Source organism: Streptomyces sp. NBC_01618 (assembly GCF_045209435.1).
Taxonomy (GTDB): Bacteria; Actinomycetota; Actinomycetes; order Streptomycetales; family Streptomycetaceae; genus Streptomyces.
The window spans coordinates 1819729-1838129 of sequence record NZ_CP109297.1 but is presented as its reverse complement, the minus strand read 5'-3'; the positions used below and the strand labels follow the sequence as shown (position 1 = coordinate 1838129).

The window sequence follows — 18401 nt, the reverse complement described above, 5'->3', positions numbered from 1 at the left end:
GCCTCCGGGCCTCAGTAGCTCTGCAGATAGACGAAGAGAGCGATCAGGAACACGGCGACGATCGGCAGCACGATCAGCCGCGCCTTGCGGAACCCCTCGTTCTCCTGGTCGGACCGGCCCCGGTCGGCGCCGTGCACCGACGCCAGATGCTCCCAGGCCATATCGGTGATCCTCTTCATCGTCAGCAGCGAAGGCGACCAGTCGCAGTGCGCACAGACCACGAAGTCGCGGTACGGGTCGTACCGGAAGTCACGCTCGATATTGACCGTGAACAGCTGACCGTCCGGCGTCGTCGCTGTGAAGTGGCGTACTGGCGTGCCCATATGGATCGTTCCCCGTTCGGTGCGTGTGCACGGTCCTTTACCCGGCCGCGGCACAGTACCCGACCGGACCGCGCCCGTTCCCGGCGCCGTCAGCGAGGCAGTACGGCATCGACGACGTCCCGGGCGAAGTCCGGCGGCACCGGTTCGCGGCGGAACAGCACCCGCATCCAGACCGCCCCCGCGATCAGGTCCAGCAGCAGCATCGGGTCGGCGTCCACGGGGAGTTCGCCGCGGGCGGCGGCGCGGGTGAAGACCGGCTGTTCACGGGAGAAGCGATCGGCGAAGAAGTCGCGGGTGAGGGCGGCGAGTTCGTCGTCGGGCAGGCCGGTGCCCGAGGTCATGGCGCGGGCGACGGGTTCGGTGCGCCCGTCGGTGAGCAGGCGGGTGATCTGTTCGGTGAGGGCGATCAGATCACCGCGGAGGCTGCCCGTGTCGGGGATGTCGATGTCGAGGACCCGGGCATGGATCAGGGCCGCCCGCAGGAGCGCCGGTTTCGAGGACCACCAGCGGTAGATCGTCGTCTTGTTGACCCCGGATTCCTGGGCGACGGCCTCGATGGTGAGCCGGGCGTAGCCGCGTTCCGCGAGATGGCGCAGCGTGGTGTCGAAGATCGCCTCCGCGGCTCGCGGGCCCCGGCCCGGGCGGCGGTTCACGGTCGGGTCGGACATGAGCACTCCAGAAAAAGACAACGCAACGTTGCGTTGCGTTATAAGGTGCTGTCATCGTACTTCGCACTGCGACACAAGGGGCCCGGTATGGCGGAGGCAGCGGTTTCCAAGGCGGTGACCTGGGGGCTGTTCGCCGCCTGGGTGGCCAATGATCTGGAGGAGCTGGCCACCATGGCCGGCTGGGCGCGGGCCGCCCGGCCCGGGCTCCAGGAGCGGTTCCCGCGAGTGCCGGAGGCGTTCTGGAAGCGGATGGAGCTCTCGCAGCGGGACGTCGACGTCGCGATCGGCCTCATGGGCGGGGTCATGGCGGCGGCGTCGGCAGACGGGGCACGCACCGGCGGCCGCAGCCCGTTCTTCCGGAGCGTGCTGGTCGGCTTCGGGGTGCATGGTGTCGCGCACCTGGCGCAGTCGCTGGCGTACCGGGGCTACACGCCGGGGGTGGCCACGGCGCCGACGGTCGTCATTCCGTACTCGGTCTGGGCCGTGCGGCGGCTGAAGGCGGCCGGTATCAAGAGCGGCGGCGCCGTCGCGACGGCTGCGGCGCTGGCGCTTCTCCCGGTGACCGTGGCGGGAGTTCACGCGCTGGCGCACCGGATCAACCGGCCGCGCGGGCGCAGGGCCCGCGTGGCGGCGTGACCGCGTGGCGGCGTGACCGCCGCGTGCCGGAAGTCGGCGGTCGGTGTCAGAAGTCGGCGGTCGTGCGCTCTTCGAGCCGGGCCACCGAGTCCTGGGCGTACGCCTTCTCGTAGGCGTCCCGGATCCGCTCGATCTGGGCATCACGTACGCGCGCCTCGGACGCCGGGTAGAGCAGGGTCAGTTCGTAACTGCGCTCCCGCTCGATCACCCCGCGGGAATCCCGCCACTGGCCCCGGCCGTCCTGGATGGTCAGTCCGTTCGGGAAGCGCGGTGTGACCTCCTCGTCGACGAACGCAAGGAATTGACGATCGGTCACAGTCGGTCCGCCGTCGGGGCGTTCGGTGCCGAAGAACAGCCGGGTCTCGATGTAGGCCTTCCCGCGCACGGCGACGGACGACGTTGCCGTGCGCGAGGCGGCGGGGGATTCGTCGCCGAGCGTGGCGTACGCGACCGGTGTGCCCACGGCCAGGACGGCCAGGGCGGCGGCTGCGGTGAGTGCGGTGTGCTGCTTCGGGCCGGTGAGGCCCTTCGTGCGGGTGAAGTGGGGGAAGCGAGGCAAGGCGGGAACCTTCGTTCGGAGTCTGCGCGGGGGTCCGTGAGGGCCTGCGGCGCGGATGCGCGGGGCTCACTGTGGCAAGCGACGCGCGCCGGACGGCGGCAGGACATGGGAGCACCCACCGGAAACCACCCGTACGGGTCGGACCGGAGCTTCGCCGGAATCCCACTGCTTCACGGAATCCGAGGGTTTCACTGAATCCCACTGCTTCGCCGAATCCCACTGCTTCACCGAATCCGAGGGATTCACCGAAATCCCGCAGCGCCCGCGTACCCCGCGCCTTCGATGGCCCGTTGAAGGGCCGTTGCCGTGAAAAACCCTTGGTTCCCATCGGTTCGGCGCTGCTAGCTTCCTCGATGTGGCGAAACTCAATCAGATCATCGAAGTGGAGAAGGGCGTCAAGTCCAAGGCTCACCAGGACCTGACGGCGGCGCATCACGGCCTTCAGAAGGCCGGTCTGCTGGCAGGGATCTCCCGGACGTATCAGCCGAAGGACGAGGAGGGCGAGCAGCTGCCGCCCGAGTCGACGCTCGTGCAGATCAAGGCCGAGGACGTGCTGCGACAGACCGCGGCGACCCTGACCCGGCTCTTCGATGTGACCGCCACGAAGGACTGGGCGAACTGCGCGGCCCGCGCGGATGTGAAGGTCGACGGGCGGGTCCTCGTGAGCGAGGTGCCGGTGTCGTATCTGCTCTTCCTGGAGAAGCAGCTGACGGACATCAACACCTTCGTCCGCAAGCTTCCGGTGCTCGATGCCGCCGAGGCATGGACCCAGGACCCGTCGACGGACTCGTGGAAGACCGAGCCGGTGCGGACGCTCCGCACGAAGAAGGTGCCCCGCAACCACGTGAAGGCGGAGGCCACCGACAAGCACCCGGCGCAGGTCGAGGTGTACTACGAGGACGTTCCGATCGGGTACTGGACGACCGTGAAGTTCTCCGGCGCCCTGCCCGCGCGACGGGTCAATGAACTGCTGGACCGGGTGGAGAAGCTCCAGCAGGCCGTGAAGTTCGCCCGTGAGGAGGCCAACGGCGTGGACGTCACCGACCAGCGGGTGGGTGATGCGGTATTCGGTTACCTCTTCGGGTGACCGACCAAGGAATCCCCGGCCGTTCACTACGGCCGGGGTGCGCGAGGAGCGCAAGCTGAAACTGAAGCTTGTCGTGACGACGCGGTTCCAGTGGAGGTTCGAGTCCTCCTCCCGGCATTCGACGCGTTCCGCGCACGGACGGGCCGGGGTAGCCCAACTGGCAGAGGCAGACCGCGATCAATCTCAGACTCTTGCTCCAGACTCAGCATTCGCCACCCATCGCCGAATCGATCGGGCCCGTGCCCATGGGCGTCGAGATGCCGGTTCGACTCCGGCCCGCAGAGCTTCGATCTGCGGTCGTCTAAAGGCAGGACGCGACGACATAAACCTGACACGGTTCCTTAAAAGTGTCGGCGTGCCGCATGGGTGGCACCTTCAGGGCCCGGGGGCCGGCTACGCCCCCGGGTCCGCTCCCGTTCCGGACAACGCGCCGCTCGCGGGCAGCGACACCCCGCGCCCCGCGAAGAAGCGCTCGAAATCGGGCAGCGGAAGGTCCGCGGCACGCGTCCCGGCCGTCGTGCCCGAGGGGTTGTGGAAGTGGACACCGGCGCCGTCGGCCGTACGGGACGTCAACAGCACCAGATGCCCGCCGCGCCCCGGAGCGGGCCGCTCCGGATGCCGGATGCCGTAGTGCACCGAGGCCATGACGGTCCGGGCGCAGTCCAGCAGATCGAGGATCTCCCGCACGGAGAGGTGGCGGTGGACCGTGGCGTCGAGTCCGTGCACCTCCCGTACGTACTGTGCGAAAGGCGCGTAGATCAGGCCCCGGATCACGCCCTCGGCATCCTCCGTGTACGCGCCGTACTTGAGCGCGCCGTCGCGCAGCGCGAACAGGGACGGGGCCCCGGCGGCCCCCTCCGGCACGGCGCCCGGGATCTCCCCGGCGCGCGAGCTGTCCCCGGTGCGTCGCGAGCTCTCCCCGGCGCCGAGCGCCATGCGCAGGCAGGTCATACCGCACAGATGACCGGACCAGCGCGCGTACTCGGCCGGTGACGCCGCTCCCGACTCCGCCCACGCGGGATCGGTGGCCGGATCGTGTCCGCCCTCGACGATCGGGCCGACGAGTTCGGGCGAGGCGAACTGGGTGAGGACGGGAACGCGACAGGCGGGGCAGGTCACCGGGGGCATCCGATCACTGGCGGTATCCGGTCAGGAAGCGGCCGATGCGGCTGATCGCCGCGTCGAGATCGTCAGCGTACGGGAGGGTCAGGATCCGGAAGTGGTCGGGCCGCGGCCAGTTGAAGCCGGTGCCCTGCACGACCTGGATCTTCTCTCGCAACAGCAGGTCCAGGACGAACTTCTCGTCGTCGACGATCGGATGCACCTTCGGGTCGATGCGCGGGAACGCGTACAGCGCGCCCTTCGGCTTCACGCACGAAACGCCGGGGATCTCGTTCAGCTTCTCCCAGGCCCGGTTGCGCTGTTCGTACAGCCTGCCGCCGGGCGCGACCAGTTCCCGGATCGACTGCCGGCCGCCGAGCGCCGCCTGGATGGCGTACTGCGCGGGCGCGTTGGGGCACAGGCGCATGGAGGCGAGCGTGGTCAGCCCCTCCAGATAGTTGCGGGCGTGCTGCTGCGGGCCGGAGATCACCATCCAGCCGGAGCGGAACCCCGCCACCCGGTACGTCTTCGACAGACCGCTGAAGGTGAGGCAGACCAGGTCGGGCGCGAGGGCCGCCACGCTGTGGTGCTCGGCGTCGTCGTAGAGGATCTGGTCGTAGATCTCGTCGGCGAACACCATCAGGCCGTGCCTGCGCGCCAGATCGAGGATGCCTTCGAGGACGTCGCGCGGGTAGACGGCACCGGTCGGGTTGTTCGGGTTGATGATCACGACGGCCTTGGTACGGTCGGTGATCTTCGACGCCATGTCCGCGAGGTCCGGGTTCCAGTCCGAGGCCTCGTCGCAGGTGTAGTGCACGGCCTTGCCGCCCGCGAGGGTCACCACCGCGGTCCACAGCGGATAGTCGGGGGACGGGACGAGCACCTCGTCACCGTCCTCCAGGAGCGCCTGGACGGCCATGGAGATCAGCTCCGAGACACCGTTGCCGAGGAAGATGTCATCGACCCCGACGTCCGCCAGCCCCATCGCCTGGTAGCGCTGCGCCACCGCCCGGCGGGCGGACAGGATGCCACGCGAATCGGTGTAGCCGTGCGCCTGCGGAAGCATCCGGATCATGTCCTGGACGACCTCCTCCGGCGCCTCGAAACCGAAGAGTGCCGGGTTGCCCGTGTTGAGGCGGAGCACGCTGTGGCCCGCCTCCTCCAGGGCGTTGGCGTGCTCGATGACCGGGCCCCGGATCTCGTAACAGACCTCGTTGAGCTTGCTGGACTGCCGGAATTCCATGCGGTGGCCTCCCCGACCTGATTGCGATACTTGGTTTTACCAAGCTCGGACTTGGAAAGTCCAACAACATGTCTAGACTGCGTCGCATGCCACGTCAGCAACAGTCCGCAACCCGCCCGGCCCGCCGCCGGAGTTACGACCAGTTCTGCGCCACCGCACGCTCCCTCGATTCCGTGGGCGACCGGTGGACCCTGCTGATCGTCCGTGAACTGCTGGCGGGCCCCCGCCGCTACACCGACCTCCACGCCGACCTGCCGGGCGTCAGTACGGACGTCCTCGCCTCCCGGCTCAAGGACATGGAGCAGGGTGGCCTGGCCACCCGCCGCCGGCTCCCGCCGCCCGCCGCGGCCTCGGTGTACGAACTGACGGAGCGCGGCCGCGGGCTGCTGCCCGTACTAGCCGCCCTCGCGGAGTGGGGCGCGCCCGCGCTCACCGAGCGGCGGCCCACCGATGCGGTGCGGGCGCACTGGTTCGCGCTTCCGCTGCTGCGCGCGCTGGACGGGCTGACCCATGCCGGGGTCGTCGAAGTCCAGCTGGACGAGGGCGAGTTCCATGTACGCGCCGGTGGCGCGACGGCCGGGGGGATGGCCGGGGGGACGGAAAATTCGACGGCCGTTGCGGCTGTGTACGGGGATGGCCCCGCTGACCACGCCGATGCCCGGATCGCCCTCGACGTCGAGGTCTGCCTGGCGCTCGGGCGGGGGGAGCTGACGCTCGCCGAGGCCGTCGAGGATGGGCGCGTCGAGGTGTCGGGCGACGGGCCGCTCGTCGCCGAACTCCGCGGCGAATGACCGGGACGGCGTGGGCGACGACCGTCGGGCCGGGAGGGTTTCGCGGCTCAACTCGCGGGTAGCGTGGGGGCATTTGATATGACCGGTTCCGGAATTGCGGTTCGGATTTCCGGTTCGGGGTTCCGGCCCGGGGTCCGGTTCGGAACGTCCGGTCCGGGGTGTCCAGGATGCTTCCGGGACGCCGAGGCAGAGGAGTCGCACGTGAAGGTCGGCAGACAGCAGGGGAACCGCGGGTGGCGCGTACAGCAGGCGCGACTCGCCAAGGCCCTGGGTATAGGCCGCTGCGCGGCCGCGCTCGGCTTCCTGCCGTCGGCAGCCGTCGCCACACCCGCCGGCGGTGTGAGTGGCACGGTGCTCGCGAAGGGCACGTCAGCGGGGAAGCTGAGGGTGAAGACCCCGAACGGCCGCACCGACGTGACCTTCCGGACCATCACCGTCGAGTCGGGCGGCTCCACCGGCTGGCACACCCATAGCGGTCAGGTCATCGCCGTCGTCAAGTCCGGGACGCTGACGCGCATTATGGACGACTGCTCGGTCGAGGTGATATCCGCGGGCTCGTCCTTCATCGAGCCGTCCGGGGCCAAGCACCGCCACATCGGGCGCAACCTGGGGACCGAACCTGTGGTGATCTTGGCGACGTATCTGCTGCCCGAGGGCAGTGCGCTGTCGGACGACGCCGACGCGGTGCACTGCGGCGCGAAGAAGTAGACCGTGTGACGCGTACCCGTCCATCGTTGCCGGGGCGGCCCTCAGTCGGTGAGCGTCTCCCCGTATGCCCCGTACCTGCGCAGCGCTTCCTTGCCGTGCACCGTGCCGGACGGATCGCCGGCGAACCGCGCCATGACGGGTGAACTGAACGTCACGTCCTCGTGATAATGCGCCAGAACACGGTCGAGATCGTGGGAGTTCCAGTCGTCCTGCCACTGGGCGGCGAACGCGCGAGCGAATTCGAGGTCCATGGAGAGGATCATAGAACGCGAACTCGCCGTGGACGGAGCGATTTGAATGGCGGGGGCGTTGTGACCGGCGGGAGTGTTGTGACCGGTGGGAGCGTTGTGCGCGACGGGAGAGGCCAGTCGTGACTGGGGAGAACCCGAAGGGCGGGAAGAGCGCGGAGGGGCTCGATCCGGCGCGCCGCGCCGCGTTGACGCAGGACCTGCTGCGCGCGCTTGCCGCCCACCAGGACGACACCGCGGCGCGCGGCGACGAATGGTCGCGGCCGGCGAGCGCCCTGGCCAATGCCGTCGCCGCGACCAAGGCCGTACTGCGCGGGCAGCCGCAGACCGCCCGGGGCCTGCTGGAGCGTGGCTTCCGGCGCATCGACGCGCCGGACCGGGGCACCGGGCAGTGGTTCGCCGACATCCGCCGCCTCGCCGAAGCGGCCGCCGACCGGGAACCGGGCCTGCGCCCGCTCGCCGACAGAGTGGTGCGCCTGGCCCGGAGTCGCCTGGCGGGAAGCGGCGAGGAGGCACCCCGTCGGCGGGACGCCCGGTGAAGGCGCGCGGGGCCGGGGCGATGATGGTCGGGTGCGATTCGAAGCGATCACCTGGGAACGGCTGACCGAAGCCTGCGCCACGCACGCCGACGGTCTGGAGCCGGCCGACGCCGGGCCCTGGCTGAAAGTCGCCGTCGATGGCGCCCCAGCGGCCCGCACCGGAGAATTGGCCGGGCGAGTCGCGCAGGCGCTGCGGGTCCGGGGGCGTGCGGTGCTGGTGGTGTCGACCGAGGGGTTTCTGCGGCCGGCGAGTCTTCGGTACGAGTACGGCAAGGAGGACCCCGACTCGTACTACGACAGCTGGTTCGACACGGGCGCGCTGTGGCGCGAGGTGTTCGGGCCGCTGGAGGCGGGCGGGAGCGGGCGGGTGCTTCCTGATCTCTGGGATCCGGTGACGGACCGGGCCACGCGTGCTCCGTATCAACCCCTGCCAGAGGGCGGTGTGTTGGTGGTGCACGGTCCGTTGTTGCTGGGGCACTGGTTCCCGTTCGATCTGAGTATCCATCTGCGGTTGTCGCCGGGCGCACTGCGGCGGCGTACCGAGGCGGGCGAGCACTGGACCCTGCCCGCCTTCGCGCGGTACGAGGACGAGGTGGCACCCGCCGGACGTGCGGACGCGGTCGTACGGGCCGACGACCCGCTGCACCCCGCCTGGACCGGTTGGGGACGGAGCGGGTAGCTGGCGAGGCCGATACGGCGAGCCGGGGGCGTCATGGGCCGGGGCGGCCCCCCACGGTGGTGACCGCCTCCGCCCCCGACCGGCAGCCCGCCGCCACGGCCGAGGCGTCGTCCGCCCCCGCGAGGTGCGCCGCGAGGAAGCCGCCGGTGAACGCGTCGCCCGCGCCCGTCGAGTCCACGGCGTCCCGCACCTGAACAGCCGGGACGCGCCGGGTCACCGTGCCCGCGACGGCCAGCAGGGCCCCGCCCTTGCCGAGCGTGACGACCACCCGCGGCACCTGAAGGCTCAACTTGGCCGCCGCGTCGGACGGTTCGGGGAGTCCGGTGAGCAGCCGGGCCTCGTCCGCGTTGGGCAGCAGCAGATCCGTACCCTCCACGACCGTCAGGAACCGGTCGACGCCCAGCTCGGCGAGGAAGCCGGCCGAAGCCGGGTCGACGCTCACCGTGACCCGTCTTTGCCGGGCCTCCCGCAGGGCGAGCAGGGCCGTCGCCCGGCTCGTCGCGGCGAAGAGGAGGTACCCGGAGAGGTGGAGATGGGCGATGCCGTCGAGCATCGACGGTGACCAGTCGTCGGGGGAGAGGCGGAGCACGGCACCGCTGTCGGTGAGGAAGGTGCGCTCGGCGGCGGAATCGACGAGGGCGACGACGGTGGCGGTCGGCACGTCGTCGTCCACGGCCAGCAGGCAACGTACCCCTGCCCGGCGGAGCGCGTCACGGTGCCAGACCGCACGGTCGGCGCCGACACGGGCCAGTAGCCGTACGTCAGGGCAGCCCGAACGCGCCGCCCAGCAGGCGACGTTGGCGCCCGCACCGCCGGGGAGGGTACGGATCCGGGCCGAGGTGTCCGTACCGTGGACCAGCGCCGTCGCATGCCGGGCCACTACATCGGTGACCACGTCGCCGACGACGAGCAGGCCGCCGCCGCTCATCGGCCCGCTGTTGGTCTTCGGCCTGTCGTCGGCCATTGACCCGTCCTTGGCGATCGGCCCGTCGTCGGCCAATGCCCCGTCGCTGGTCATCGGCCTGTCGTCGGTCATTGACCGGCCGCCGGATTCCGGCGCGATGTCGTGTCCGGCGCGGTGGCGGCCCACGCACCGGAGATCCGAGCGGCAAGCGATACGTTTCCTCGCACGGCCGCCAGATTGGCCTCCAGCGAAGCGCCCCCGGTCCCGCGCATCAGCTGGTCCAGCAGGAACGGTGTGACGGCCTGGCCCACGATGCCGCGCTCCCGGCACACGTCGAGTGCCTCCGCCAGCACGCGGTCATGGAGAGCGGGGTTCAACTGGTCGGCCACGGACACGGGGTTGGCGACGATCAGCGCGGAGCCGGGGCCGCCGAGCGCGTCCTGGGCCCGCATCACCTCCGCGACCTCCTCGGGTGTGCGCACGGTCCAGTCGACCGGTTCGCCCGAGCTGTTCAGGTAGAAGCCGGGAAAGCGGTCGGTGCCGTAACCGAGCACGCCTACACCGAGCGTCTCCAGACGCTGCAACGTCGCGGGAACGTCCAGGATCGACTTCACCCCCGCGCACACCACGGTGATGCCGGTCCGCGCGAGGAGCTGGAGGTCCGCGGACTCGTCCTGGGTCTCCGTCCAGTCCCGGTGTACGCCGCCGAGACCGCCGGTCGCGAAGACGCGCAGGCCCGCGTGCGCGGCCAGGAACGCCGTCGCGGACACGGTCGTCGCCCCGCTCGCGCCCGCCGCCAGGGCCGGCGCGAGGTCCCGGTGGCCCAGCTTCCGCATCGCCGGGTCGGCCGCGACCCGCTCCAACTGGTCCTTGTCCAGGCCGATGTGGGCCCGCCCGTCGAGTACGGCGATCGTGGCGGGCACCGCGCCCGCGGACCGTACGAGCCCTTCGAGTTCCTCGGCGACCCGCAGGTTGCGCGGGCGCGGCAGGCCGTGGGCGATGATCGTCGACTCCAGAGCCACGACGGGGTGGTGCGTGGCGAGGGCCGTCCGTACCTCGGTGGAGAGGACGGGGGCGTAGGAATGTGCGCTGTGCGACGCATTCAATGACATGTCCACATCTCTGTCGCGGGCGCACCGGCCTCAAACGTGCTGCGGGGCTACTCGTCTCCTGCGCATGTTCTCCCGGTCCTGGTGCGGAGTCGCTCCGGAGCGGTCGCTAAGGTGACCGGCCATGACCACATTTGATCAAGCTCCCGCCTCGTTCGCCGTGCACATTCCCGCTGCCGAACTCGAACCGGAACCGCTCGACCCGGCACAGATCGTCTCGGGCGCCCCCGTGGTGACCGGCAAGGTGCTCTGGGAGTCGCCCGACGGCAAGCAGGTGCGCGGGATCTGGCAGATCACGCCCGGCGTGGTCACCGACACCGAGGCCAATGAACTGTTCGTGGTCGTCAGCGGACGCGCGACCGTGGCCGTCGAGGGCGGGGAGACGCTGGAGATCGGGCCGGGGGACGCCTGCGTACTGCGCGAGGGCGACCGGACGACGTGGACCGTGCACGAGACGCTGCGCAAGGCGTACCACATCAGCCTTTGAAGCCTCAGCAGCCTTCGAAGCCTCAGTAGCGTCAGCAGCCTCGGGCGTCGGAGCCGGGTGCAGTCTCTGCACTCGGTGCAGCGGGCGCAGCAGGTGCCCCGGGTGCAGAGGCTGCGGGCGTCGTATCGGAGGCTGCTGTTTCGGCCTGCGTCGCCCGTGCTTCGGCCTGTGCCGCGGGCCGGGTGAGCGCCCGGCGCAGGGCGAGCGCCGCCATGGGCAGCAGCAGACATGCGCCGACCACGTTCAGCCAGCCGTAGCTCGCCCGGGCGACGATCACCCCGGCGACCACGCCGCCGATGCCCGCCGCCGTGTTCATGATCAGATCCGACAGACCCTGCACGGCGGCGCGGGCGGGCTGCGGCACGGAGTCGGTGAGCAGCGCCGAACCCGCGACCAGCCCGGCCGACCAGCCCAGCCCGAGCACGAAGAGACCGGCCGCCGTCTGTCCGTGACTGGCGCCCGCCGTGCCGGCCAGAAGTGCGGCGCAGGAGAGCAACCCGACCGCCAGGCCGATCACGGTGAGCCGGCCGAACCGGTCGGACAGCCAGCCCATCACCGGGGAGAACGCGTACATACCCGCGATGTGGCCGCTGATGACCAGGCCGATCAGCTGGAGCCCGGCGCCGTGATGGCCCATGTCGACGGGGGTCATCACCATGATCGAGACCATCGCGGTGTGCGAGACGGCCACCGTCACCAGTGCCAGCCGCGCCATCGCAGACGCCCGGACCGCCGCGACACCGGCACGCAGCGAACGGCCTGCGGGGGACCCGGCCTCCTGCGGCGCCAGCGCCCGCGCGGTGAGCAGCGGGTCCGGCCGCAGCAGCACCCAGACCACCAGGGCGGCCAGCAGAAAGATCCCGGCCGCGAAGAAGAACGGACCCGCCTGTTCGGATATCGAGGTGCCGCGGAAGAGACGTCCCACCGGGGCCGCGATGTTCGGCCCCAGAACCGAACCGATCGTCGTGGCCCAGATGACGGTGGAGATCGCCCGGCCGCGCCGGTCGGGCTCGACCAGATCCGCGGCGGCGAACCGGGCCTGCAGATTGGCCGAGGAACCGGCACCGAACCCGGCCATGCCGAGCAGCAGCAGCGGGAAGCTCTCCACGATGGTGGCCAGGACCACGAGCCCCGCGCCGAGCGCACCGATCAGATACGCCAGTACGAGACCGGGGCGCCGGCCCCGTGAGGTCATCAGCGCGGCCAGCGGCAGCGAGAGCAGCGCCGTTCCGGTCACCGACGCGGTCGGGGCCAGACCGGACAGCGCCTCGGAACCGCTCACCTCCGTGGCCAGGACCGGGGCCAGGGCGATACCGATGGGCACGCCGAGGCCGCCGAGTATCTGGCTGGTCATGAGCACCGCGGACGTTCTGCGGCGCAGTCCGGGCAGTTCGTCCGCCGTGACCGGGCCGGCGCCGGGAAGGCCGGACCCGGTGGGGGTGTCAGGTGCGTCGAGGGTGTTGGTCACTGGCGCAGTGTGCCAGCCCGTACACGGGTACGAAACCGGGTTCGGTCCGGGCGGGGGCCACAGCAGGGCTACGGCGGAGCCACGGCAGGGCTACGGATCGGGGAGGAACAGCCCCCTCCGCAGCCCGACCGCAGCCCGACCTCAGCCCGAATCAGAACAGCGGCTGTGGCAGCACACCCTCCAGCGCCAGCAGCTTCCGCTTGGTTTCGAGCCCCCCGCCGAACCCGCCGAGTCCGCCGCCGTTCTCCACCACCCGGTGGCACGGCACCACCACCGGCAGCGGATTGGAGCCCATGGCCGCCCCGACCGCCTGCGCGGCCCCCGGCTGCCCCACGCGCTCGGCCAGGTCCCCGTACCCGGCGACCGCCCCGTAAGGGACCCCCGAAGCCAGCTCGCGGAGCACCTGGCGGTTGAAACCGGATGTCAGCGACCAGTCCAGTTCCAGCGAGAACTCCCGCAACGAGCCCGCGAAATACTCCGCGAGCTGGCGTATCGGCTCGGCGAGCCGTGCGGAGCCGGGATTCTCCACCGGCTCCGCACCGAATCGCGTCCGCAACTGTCCGACCGCCCTCTCCCTGACCTCGGGACGGGCATGGAAGACCACACTCACCAGCCCCGCGTCGGTCGCGGCCAGCAGCAGCGGGCCGATGTCGCTCTCGACGACGGCCCACTCGACAACCCCGTTGCTGTTCATGGAAACCATCGTACGGCCGCCCACTGACAACGGACCGCGGAGCCAGGGCAACGGACACTGGAGCCAAGGCAATGGACAGTGGAGCCAGGGCAATGGACCCGGAGCCAGGGCAACGGGCCGCGGAGCCGGGGTGGCCGAGCTGTCAGCCCGTGGCCTCGCGCACCACATCAGGGGTGTTGGTGATGATCCCGTCGACGCCGAAGCCCGCCACCTTCGCGGCGGTCGCCGCGTCGTTGACCGTCCAGGTGTTCACCCGGAGCTTCTTGCCGTGTGCGCCCTTCAGTGCGTGCACCGCCTTCACGTAGTCGGCGGAGATCGACGTGTGCGAGGGGTTGATCTGGTCGGTGAACGCCGCGTACGAGGGCAGATCGGCCACCGCCGGGGTGCCGAGGAAGCCGGTCGTGACGTCCGGACGCTGCTGGTGCACCTTCTTCACGCTGTCCGCGCCGAAGCTCTGGATGACGAGCCGGTGCTTGACATGATTGCGGTCGAGCCACCCCTTCTGGCCCAGCACCCGCAGGGTCTCCTTCTCGATGCCCGGATAGATCTCCGGGCTCTTGATCTCCAGCAGCAGATTCTGGTGGTTGCGCTCGATCCGGTCCAGGTACTGCTTGAGGGTGGGCACGCGGGTACCGGCGAACTGCGGACCGAACCAGCTGCCCGCGTCCAGCCGGGCGATCTCGGCGGCCGTGAAGTCCTTGACCGCCCACGGAGCGCGGTCCGGGAAGACCTCCTCGACGTCGGTGGTCCGCTTCAGATCGGTGTCGTGCACGACCACCAGCACGCCGTCACTGGTGAACTGGACGTCGTTCTCCACCCAGTCGAAGCCGAGGGCGTCGGCCTTGTCGACGGCCGCCAGGGTGTTCTCCGGCGCATAGGCCGAAGCGCCCCGGTGGGCGAGGACGACCGGAGCGTCCGGCTTCGTGTCCTCGGTCCGGGTACTCACGGTCCGGATGCCCGTGACCGTGCTGGTGTGTCCGGCCGTGACCGTACTCGTGGTCCGCGTATCAGTGGTCGACATCAGGAGGGCGCCGGCGCCCATGAGAGCGGTGGCAGCGACGGCGGCGGTGGCGGTACGTGCGTACACGTGTACTCCTCGCGTCAGAGTTACGGGCGGTTCGAGAGTGGCAGTTGTCCTCCAACGAGGGACAGGCGAACGACGGCCACAACGTGAACGCCGCTCCTGAGACCGGGTCACGGACCGATTTCCGTGTCGATAAAATGCAGCTCTTCTGTTTGTCTGCCGGGCCTCGCGCCTTAGGGTCACCTCGAACCCGGGCTTCCGCGAAGGGCGTACGAGCATGCAGGGCACGATCGACGGTTTCAGCTACGGAGCGGTGACGCCCGTCGTGGCCTTCCTCATGGCCTGCCTCGGCGCGGCCCTCGGGCTGCGCTGCACGGCTCGTTCGCTGCGCACCGAGCTTTCCTTCAAGGCCGGCTGGCTGGCCCTCGGCGCGACCTCCATCGGCTCCGGAATCTGGACGATGCACTTCGTCGCGATGATGGGGTTCTCCGTCGAAGGGGTGGTCATCGACTACGACAAGCCGATCACCTTCGCCAGTCTCGCGGTCGCGATCGGCATGGTCGCCATCGGCACCTTCATCGTCGGGTACCGAGGTGCCACCCGCATGGCACTGGTGACGGGCGGCACGATCACCGGGCTCGGCGTGGCCACCATGCACTACCTGGGTATGGCCGGAATGCGTCTTCCGGGGCAGTTCGAGTACGACACGATCACCGTGACCCTCTCCGTGGTCATCGCCGTGGTGGCCGCCACGGTCGCTCTCTGGGCGGCCGTCTCCATCCACGGCTTCCTGCCCAGCCTCGGCGCCAGTGTCGTGATGGGCGTCGCGGTGAGCGGCATGCACTACACCGGAATGGCCGCGCTCAGCGTCCATCTGCATCCCGGCGCCCTCGTCGGCGCCGGTTCGGACGACGGGGCCACCGCCCCCCTCGTACCGCTGCTCGTCGGGCCCGGCTGTTTCCTGCTCCTGGCCGCGGTGGTCGTGATGTTCGACCCCCTGATCGTGATGGGCACCCCGGACTGGGACGACCCCAAGGCACTGAACGGGGCCGGACGTCGCCCCGGAATCCCGGCCCCCCGGCAGGTCCCGCGGCAGGTCCCGAGGTTCGGAACACATGCCGATCCGGCGTCGTTCCACTCCCGGCCCCGCGATCCCGCGTCGCCAGGAGATTGGTGACCCCCGACCCGGCACCACGGCCGACCCGGCCCGGTTGTCAGTGGTGGGTCGTACGGTGGTTGCATGCGGCCCGTTTCGAAGATCGAACGTTCGGTGGCGCCTTTCGAGGTCGTCAGTCCCTACCAGCCCAGCGGCGACCAGCCCGCGGCCATCGCCGAGCTGGAGCGGCGCATCCGTGCGGATGAGAAGGACGTCGTCCTGCTCGGTGCGACCGGCACCGGCAAGTCGGCGACCACCGCCTGGATGATCGAGAAGCTGCAGCGCCCCACCCTCGTCATGGCGCCGAACAAAACGCTCGCGGCCCAGCTGGCGAACGAGTTCCGCGAGCTGCTGCCCAACAACGCCGTCGAGTACTTCGTCTCGTACTACGACTACTACCAGCCCGAGGCGTACGTCCCGCAGTCGGACACCTACATCGAGAAGGACTCCTCGATCAACGAGGAGGTCGAACGGCTGCGCCACTCCGCGACGAATTCGCTGCTCACCCGGCGCGATGTCGTCGTGGTCGCCTCCGTCTCCTGCATCTACGGCCTCGGTACGCCCCAGGAGTACGTGGACCGGATGGTCCAGCTCAAGGTCGGTGACGAGATCGACCGCGACCAACTGCTGCGCCGCTTCGTCGAGATCCAGTACAGCCGCAACGACCTCGCGTTCACCCGCGGCACGTTCCGGGTCCGCGGCGACACCATCGAGATCTTCCCGGTCTACGAGGAGCTCGCCGTCCGCATCGAGATGTTCGGTGACGAGATCGAGGCGCTCTCCACCCTCCACCCGCTCACCGGCGAGGTCATCAGCGAGGACCAGTCCCTCCACGTCTTCCCCGCCAGCCACTACGTCGCCGGACCCGAGCGCATGGAGAAGGCGGTCAACGGCATCGAGCAGGAGCTGGAGCAGCGCCTCGCCGAGCTGGAGAAGCAGGGCAAGATGCTGGAGGCCCAGCGGCTGCGGATGCGCACCACGTACGACATTGAGATGCTCCGGCAGATCGGCACCTGCTCCGGCGTGGAGAACTACTCGATGCACTTCGACGGCCGCTCACCCGGCACCGCCCCCAACACCCTCCTCGACTACTTCCCCGAGGACTTCCTCCTCGTCCTCGACGAGTCGCATGTCACCGTCCCGCAGATCGGCGCCATGTACGAGGGCGACGCCTCCCGCAAGCGCACCCTCGTCGACCACGGCTTCCGGCTCCCCTCAGCGCTCGACAACCGCCCGCTGAAGTGGGAGGAGTTCCTGGGCCGGATCAACCAGACCGTCTATCTCTCCGCCACGCCCGGAAAGTACGAGCTGTCCAGGGGCGACGGCTTCGTGGAGCAGATCATCCGCCCCACCGGCCTCGTCGACCCGGAGGTCGTCGTCAAGCCCACCGAGGGCCAGATCGACGACCTGGTGCACGAGATCCGCACGCGCGCCGAGAAGGACGAGCGGGTCCTGGTCACCACCCTCACCAAGAAGATGGCCGAGGACCTCACCGACTACTTCCTGGAGCTCGGCATCCAGGTCCGCTATCTGCACAGCGACGTCGACACCCTGCGCCGCATCGAGCTGCTGCGCGAGCTGCGCTCCGGCGAGTACGACGTACTGGTCGGCATCAACCTCCTGCGCGAGGGCCTCGACCTGCCCGAGGTGTCGCTCGTCGCCATCCTCGACGCGGACAAGCAGGGCTTCCTGCGTTCGGGGACGTCCCTGATCCAGACCATCGGGCGCGCCGCCCGTAACGTCTCGGGGCAGGTCCATATGTACGCCGACAAGATCACCCCGGCGATGGCGCAGGCGATCGACGAGACGAACCGCCGCCGCGAGAAGCAGATCGCCTACAACACCGAGCGCGGCCTCGACCCGCAGCCGCTGCGCAAGAAGATCAACGACATCGTCGCCACGATCGCCCGGGAGGAGGTCGACACGGAGCAGCTGCTCGGCAGCGGCTACCGCCAGGTGAAGGGTGCCAAGGCCCCCGTTCCCACACTGGGCGTCAAGACGGCGGGCGCGAAGACGGCCGGCGCCAGGAAGGCGGGAAGCAAGGGCGCGGTGGTCACCGACCGGCCCGCGGCCGAACTCGCCGGAATCATCGAGGAGATGACCGACCGGATGCGGGCGGCCGCCGCGGACCTGCAGTTCGAGGTGGCGGCCCGACTGCGCGACGAGGTCGGTGAGTTGAAGAAGGAGTTGCGCCAGATGCGCGAGGCGGGTCTCGCCTGACCCCGTCGCATCGGGTGTGTTGCAGGACCGACACAAAAACGCCCCAAGCGGCCGCGCCCTCGGCGCAACTGCGTAGGGTGCTGGGAAAACCGCGCACGGACGGATGCGGGGCAAGCGGAGAGGGGACAGCGCGTGACGGTCAATATGACCAAGGGTCAGGCCATCAGCCTGCAGAAGAGCGACGGGGGGACCCTGACCGCGGTACGGATGGGGCTCGGCTGGCAGGCGGCGCCGCGCCGTGGTCTGTTCGGTTCGCGTACGCGGGAGATCGACCTCGACGCCTCGGCGGTGCTGTTCGCCGACAAGCAGCCGGTCGACGTGGTCTTCTTCCGCCACCTCGTCAGTGACGACGGCTCGGTCAAGCACACCGGGGACAACCTGGTCGGCGGCGCCGGTTCCGGCGGCGACGACGAGGCGATCCTTGTGGACCTGCAGCGGGTGCCGGTCCACATCGACCAGATCGTCTTCACGGTGAACTCCTTCACCGGCCAGACGTTCCAGGAGGTGCAGAACGCCTTCTGCCGCATCGTCGACGAGACCAACGGCCAGGAGCTCGCCCGCTACACGCTGGACGGCGGCGGGCAGTACACCGCCCAGATCATGGCGAAGGTGCACCGTTCGGGGAACGGCTGGCAGATGACGGCCCTCGGCAACCCGGCCAACGGCCGCACCTTCCAGGACCTGATGCCGGCGATCCTGCCGCACCTGTAGGCACGGCCTGACCGGCCGGCCGACATCGGCACGCGCAGCTCCCGGA

The 18401-nt window shown here is 69.9% G+C and carries 21 protein-coding genes and 1 pseudogene; 11 read left to right on the top strand and 11 right to left on the bottom strand.

Features of this window, described 5'->3' with window-relative positions:
• Nucleotides 1–11 precede the first annotated feature (11 nt).
• Both OH735_RS08730 and OH735_RS08725 read right to left on the bottom strand, forming a co-directional pair.
• Nucleotides 12–323, bottom strand: coding sequence for a hypothetical protein (locus OH735_RS08730; RefSeq protein WP_406380822.1), 312 nt, complete (start codon nucleotides 321–323; stop codon nucleotides 12–14).
• A gap of 89 nt (nucleotides 324–412) precedes the next feature.
• Nucleotides 413–991, bottom strand: coding sequence for a TetR/AcrR family transcriptional regulator (locus OH735_RS08725; protein ID WP_406380821.1), 579 nt, complete (start codon nucleotides 989–991; stop codon nucleotides 413–415).
• Nucleotides 992–1078: 87 nt separating this feature from the next.
• Between OH735_RS08725 and OH735_RS08720 the strand changes: the two genes are divergently transcribed.
• Nucleotides 1079–1627, top strand: coding sequence for an HXXEE domain-containing protein (locus OH735_RS08720; RefSeq protein WP_406380820.1), 549 nt, complete (start codon nucleotides 1079–1081; stop codon nucleotides 1625–1627).
• A 46-nt stretch (nucleotides 1628–1673) separates the two neighbouring features.
• Here the strand turns inward: OH735_RS08720 and OH735_RS08715 are convergent, their stop codons facing one another.
• A complete protein-coding gene (locus tag OH735_RS08715) occupies nucleotides 1674–2186 on the bottom strand; it encodes a DUF3574 domain-containing protein (RefSeq protein ID WP_406380819.1) in 513 nt (170 codons plus the stop codon).
• A gap of 355 nt (nucleotides 2187–2541) precedes the next feature.
• Here OH735_RS08715 and OH735_RS08710 point away from each other — a divergent pair, with 355 nt between their 5' ends.
• Together OH735_RS08710 and OH735_RS08705 are read left to right on the top strand one after the other, a co-directional pair.
• Nucleotides 2542–3273 carry a hypothetical protein gene (locus tag OH735_RS08710; RefSeq protein WP_406380818.1) on the top strand — a complete coding sequence of 244 codons (732 nt, stop codon included), beginning with the start codon at nucleotides 2542–2544 and terminating at the stop codon, nucleotides 3271–3273.
• Nucleotides 3274–3304: 31 nt separating this feature from the next.
• A pseudogene (locus OH735_RS08705) lies at nucleotides 3305–3390 on the top strand.
• 276 nt (nucleotides 3391–3666) lie between these two features.
• Here the strand turns inward: OH735_RS08705 and OH735_RS08700 are convergent.
• Together OH735_RS08700 and OH735_RS08695 are read right to left on the bottom strand one after the other, a co-directional pair.
• Nucleotides 3667–4392: a peptidase gene (locus OH735_RS08700; protein WP_406380817.1), complete on the bottom strand. Its 726-nt coding sequence runs from the start codon at nucleotides 4390–4392 to the stop codon at nucleotides 3667–3669.
• Nucleotides 4393–4405: 13 nt separating this feature from the next.
• The gene (locus tag OH735_RS08695; protein ID WP_406380816.1) at nucleotides 4406–5617 is read right to left on the bottom strand and encodes a pyridoxal phosphate-dependent aminotransferase; all 1212 of its coding nucleotides are present in this window, start codon (nucleotides 5615–5617) and stop codon (nucleotides 4406–4408) included.
• A gap of 86 nt (nucleotides 5618–5703) precedes the next feature.
• Here OH735_RS08695 and OH735_RS08690 point away from each other — a divergent pair, with 86 nt between their 5' ends.
• Nucleotides 5704–6408, top strand: a complete 705-nt coding sequence (locus OH735_RS08690; RefSeq protein ID WP_406380815.1) for a winged helix-turn-helix transcriptional regulator — start codon at nucleotides 5704–5706, stop codon at nucleotides 6406–6408.
• Between the two features lie 201 nt (nucleotides 6409–6609).
• Nucleotides 6610–7116 (top strand): cupin domain-containing protein, encoded by a 507-nt coding sequence (locus OH735_RS08685; RefSeq protein WP_406380814.1) that lies wholly within the window; start codon nucleotides 6610–6612, stop codon nucleotides 7114–7116.
• A 41-nt stretch (nucleotides 7117–7157) separates the two neighbouring features.
• Here OH735_RS08685 and OH735_RS08680 read toward each other — a convergent pair whose 3' ends face one another.
• Nucleotides 7158–7367, bottom strand: a complete 210-nt coding sequence (locus OH735_RS08680) for a nuclear transport factor 2 family protein (protein WP_406380813.1) — start codon at nucleotides 7365–7367, stop codon at nucleotides 7158–7160.
• Between the two features lie 119 nt (nucleotides 7368–7486).
• Between OH735_RS08680 and OH735_RS08675 the strand changes: the two genes are divergently transcribed.
• Together OH735_RS08675 and OH735_RS08670 are read left to right on the top strand one after the other, a co-directional pair.
• Entirely contained in the window at nucleotides 7487–7903 is a 417-nt protein-coding gene (locus tag OH735_RS08675) for a hypothetical protein (protein WP_406380812.1), read from the top strand.
• A gap of 31 nt (nucleotides 7904–7934) precedes the next feature.
• Nucleotides 7935–8582 (top strand): uridine kinase, encoded by a 648-nt coding sequence (locus tag OH735_RS08670; protein ID WP_406380811.1) that lies wholly within the window; start codon nucleotides 7935–7937, stop codon nucleotides 8580–8582.
• Nucleotides 8583–8613: 31 nt separating this feature from the next.
• On the opposite strand, the gene OH735_RS08665 is transcribed toward OH735_RS08670, so the two are convergent.
• Together OH735_RS08665 and OH735_RS08660 are read right to left on the bottom strand one after the other, a co-directional pair.
• Nucleotides 8614–9546, bottom strand: coding sequence for a carbohydrate kinase family protein (locus OH735_RS08665; protein WP_406386473.1), 933 nt, complete (start codon nucleotides 9544–9546; stop codon nucleotides 8614–8616).
• Between the two features lie 68 nt (nucleotides 9547–9614).
• On the bottom strand, nucleotides 9615–10598 hold the full coding sequence (locus OH735_RS08660) for a pseudouridine-5'-phosphate glycosidase (protein ID WP_406380810.1): 984 nt from the start codon (nucleotides 10596–10598) through the stop codon (nucleotides 9615–9617).
• A 121-nt stretch (nucleotides 10599–10719) separates the two neighbouring features.
• Between OH735_RS08660 and OH735_RS08655 the strand changes: the two genes are divergently transcribed.
• The gene (locus OH735_RS08655) at nucleotides 10720–11082 is read left to right on the top strand and encodes a cupin domain-containing protein (protein ID WP_406380809.1); all 363 of its coding nucleotides are present in this window, start codon (nucleotides 10720–10722) and stop codon (nucleotides 11080–11082) included.
• 31 nt (nucleotides 11083–11113) lie between these two features.
• Here OH735_RS08655 and OH735_RS08650 read toward each other — a convergent pair whose 3' ends face one another.
• The 3 genes from OH735_RS08650 to OH735_RS08640 form a co-directional block, all read right to left on the bottom strand.
• Nucleotides 11114–12550 (bottom strand): MFS transporter, encoded by a 1437-nt coding sequence (locus OH735_RS08650; protein WP_406380808.1) that lies wholly within the window; start codon nucleotides 12548–12550, stop codon nucleotides 11114–11116.
• Nucleotides 12551–12701: 151 nt separating this feature from the next.
• The gene (locus OH735_RS08645) at nucleotides 12702–13244 is read right to left on the bottom strand and encodes a methylated-DNA--[protein]-cysteine S-methyltransferase (protein WP_406380807.1); all 543 of its coding nucleotides are present in this window, start codon (nucleotides 13242–13244) and stop codon (nucleotides 12702–12704) included.
• A 142-nt stretch (nucleotides 13245–13386) separates the two neighbouring features.
• Entirely contained in the window at nucleotides 13387–14331 is a 945-nt protein-coding gene (locus OH735_RS08640; protein ID WP_406380806.1) for a glycerophosphodiester phosphodiesterase, read from the bottom strand.
• 214 nt (nucleotides 14332–14545) lie between these two features.
• Here OH735_RS08640 and OH735_RS08635 point away from each other — a divergent pair, with 214 nt between their 5' ends.
• From OH735_RS08635 to OH735_RS08625, 3 genes are all read left to right on the top strand, one after another.
• Nucleotides 14546–15445, top strand: a complete 900-nt coding sequence (locus OH735_RS08635) for an MHYT domain-containing protein (RefSeq protein ID WP_406380805.1) — start codon at nucleotides 14546–14548, stop codon at nucleotides 15443–15445.
• Between the two features lie 63 nt (nucleotides 15446–15508).
• The gene (uvrB, locus tag OH735_RS08630) at nucleotides 15509–17644 is read left to right on the top strand and encodes an excinuclease ABC subunit UvrB (RefSeq protein WP_406380804.1); all 2136 of its coding nucleotides are present in this window, start codon (nucleotides 15509–15511) and stop codon (nucleotides 17642–17644) included.
• Nucleotides 17645–17776: 132 nt separating this feature from the next.
• Nucleotides 17777–18355, top strand: a complete 579-nt coding sequence (locus OH735_RS08625; protein WP_073747806.1) for a TerD family protein — start codon at nucleotides 17777–17779, stop codon at nucleotides 18353–18355.
• The last annotated feature ends 46 nt before the right edge of the window (nucleotides 18356–18401 follow it).

Excerpts from the sequence above, each read along its gene's own strand:
- OH735_RS08730 (WP_406380822.1), bottom strand. The coding sequence starts at position 323 with ATGGGCACGCCAGTACGCCACTTCACAGCGACGACGCCGGACGGTCAG.
- OH735_RS08725 (WP_406380821.1), bottom strand. The coding sequence starts at position 991 with ATGTCCGACCCGACCGTGAACCGCCGCCCGGGCCGGGGCCCGCGAGCC.
- OH735_RS08720 (WP_406380820.1), top strand. The coding sequence starts at position 1,079 with ATGGCGGAGGCAGCGGTTTCCAAGGCGGTGACCTGGGGGCTGTTCGCC.
- OH735_RS08695 (WP_406380816.1), bottom strand. The coding sequence starts at position 5,617 with ATGGAATTCCGGCAGTCCAGCAAGCTCAACGAGGTCTGTTACGAGATC.
- OH735_RS08690 (WP_406380815.1), top strand. The coding sequence starts at position 5,704 with ATGCCACGTCAGCAACAGTCCGCAACCCGCCCGGCCCGCCGCCGGAGT.
- OH735_RS08680 (WP_406380813.1), bottom strand. The coding sequence starts at position 7,367 with ATGGACCTCGAATTCGCTCGCGCGTTCGCCGCCCAGTGGCAGGACGAC.
- OH735_RS08665 (WP_406386473.1), bottom strand. The coding sequence starts at position 9,546 with ATGGCCGACGACAGGCCGAAGACCAACAGCGGGCCGATGAGCGGCGGC.
- OH735_RS08660 (WP_406380810.1), bottom strand. The coding sequence starts at position 10,598 with ATGTCATTGAATGCGTCGCACAGCGCACATTCCTACGCCCCCGTCCTC.
- OH735_RS08655 (WP_406380809.1), top strand. The coding sequence starts at position 10,720 with ATGACCACATTTGATCAAGCTCCCGCCTCGTTCGCCGTGCACATTCCC.
- OH735_RS08645 (WP_406380807.1), bottom strand. The coding sequence starts at position 13,244 with ATGAACAGCAACGGGGTTGTCGAGTGGGCCGTCGTCGAGAGCGACATC.
- OH735_RS08635 (WP_406380805.1), top strand. The coding sequence starts at position 14,546 with ATGCAGGGCACGATCGACGGTTTCAGCTACGGAGCGGTGACGCCCGTC.
- uvrB (WP_406380804.1), top strand. The coding sequence starts at position 15,509 with ATGCGGCCCGTTTCGAAGATCGAACGTTCGGTGGCGCCTTTCGAGGTC.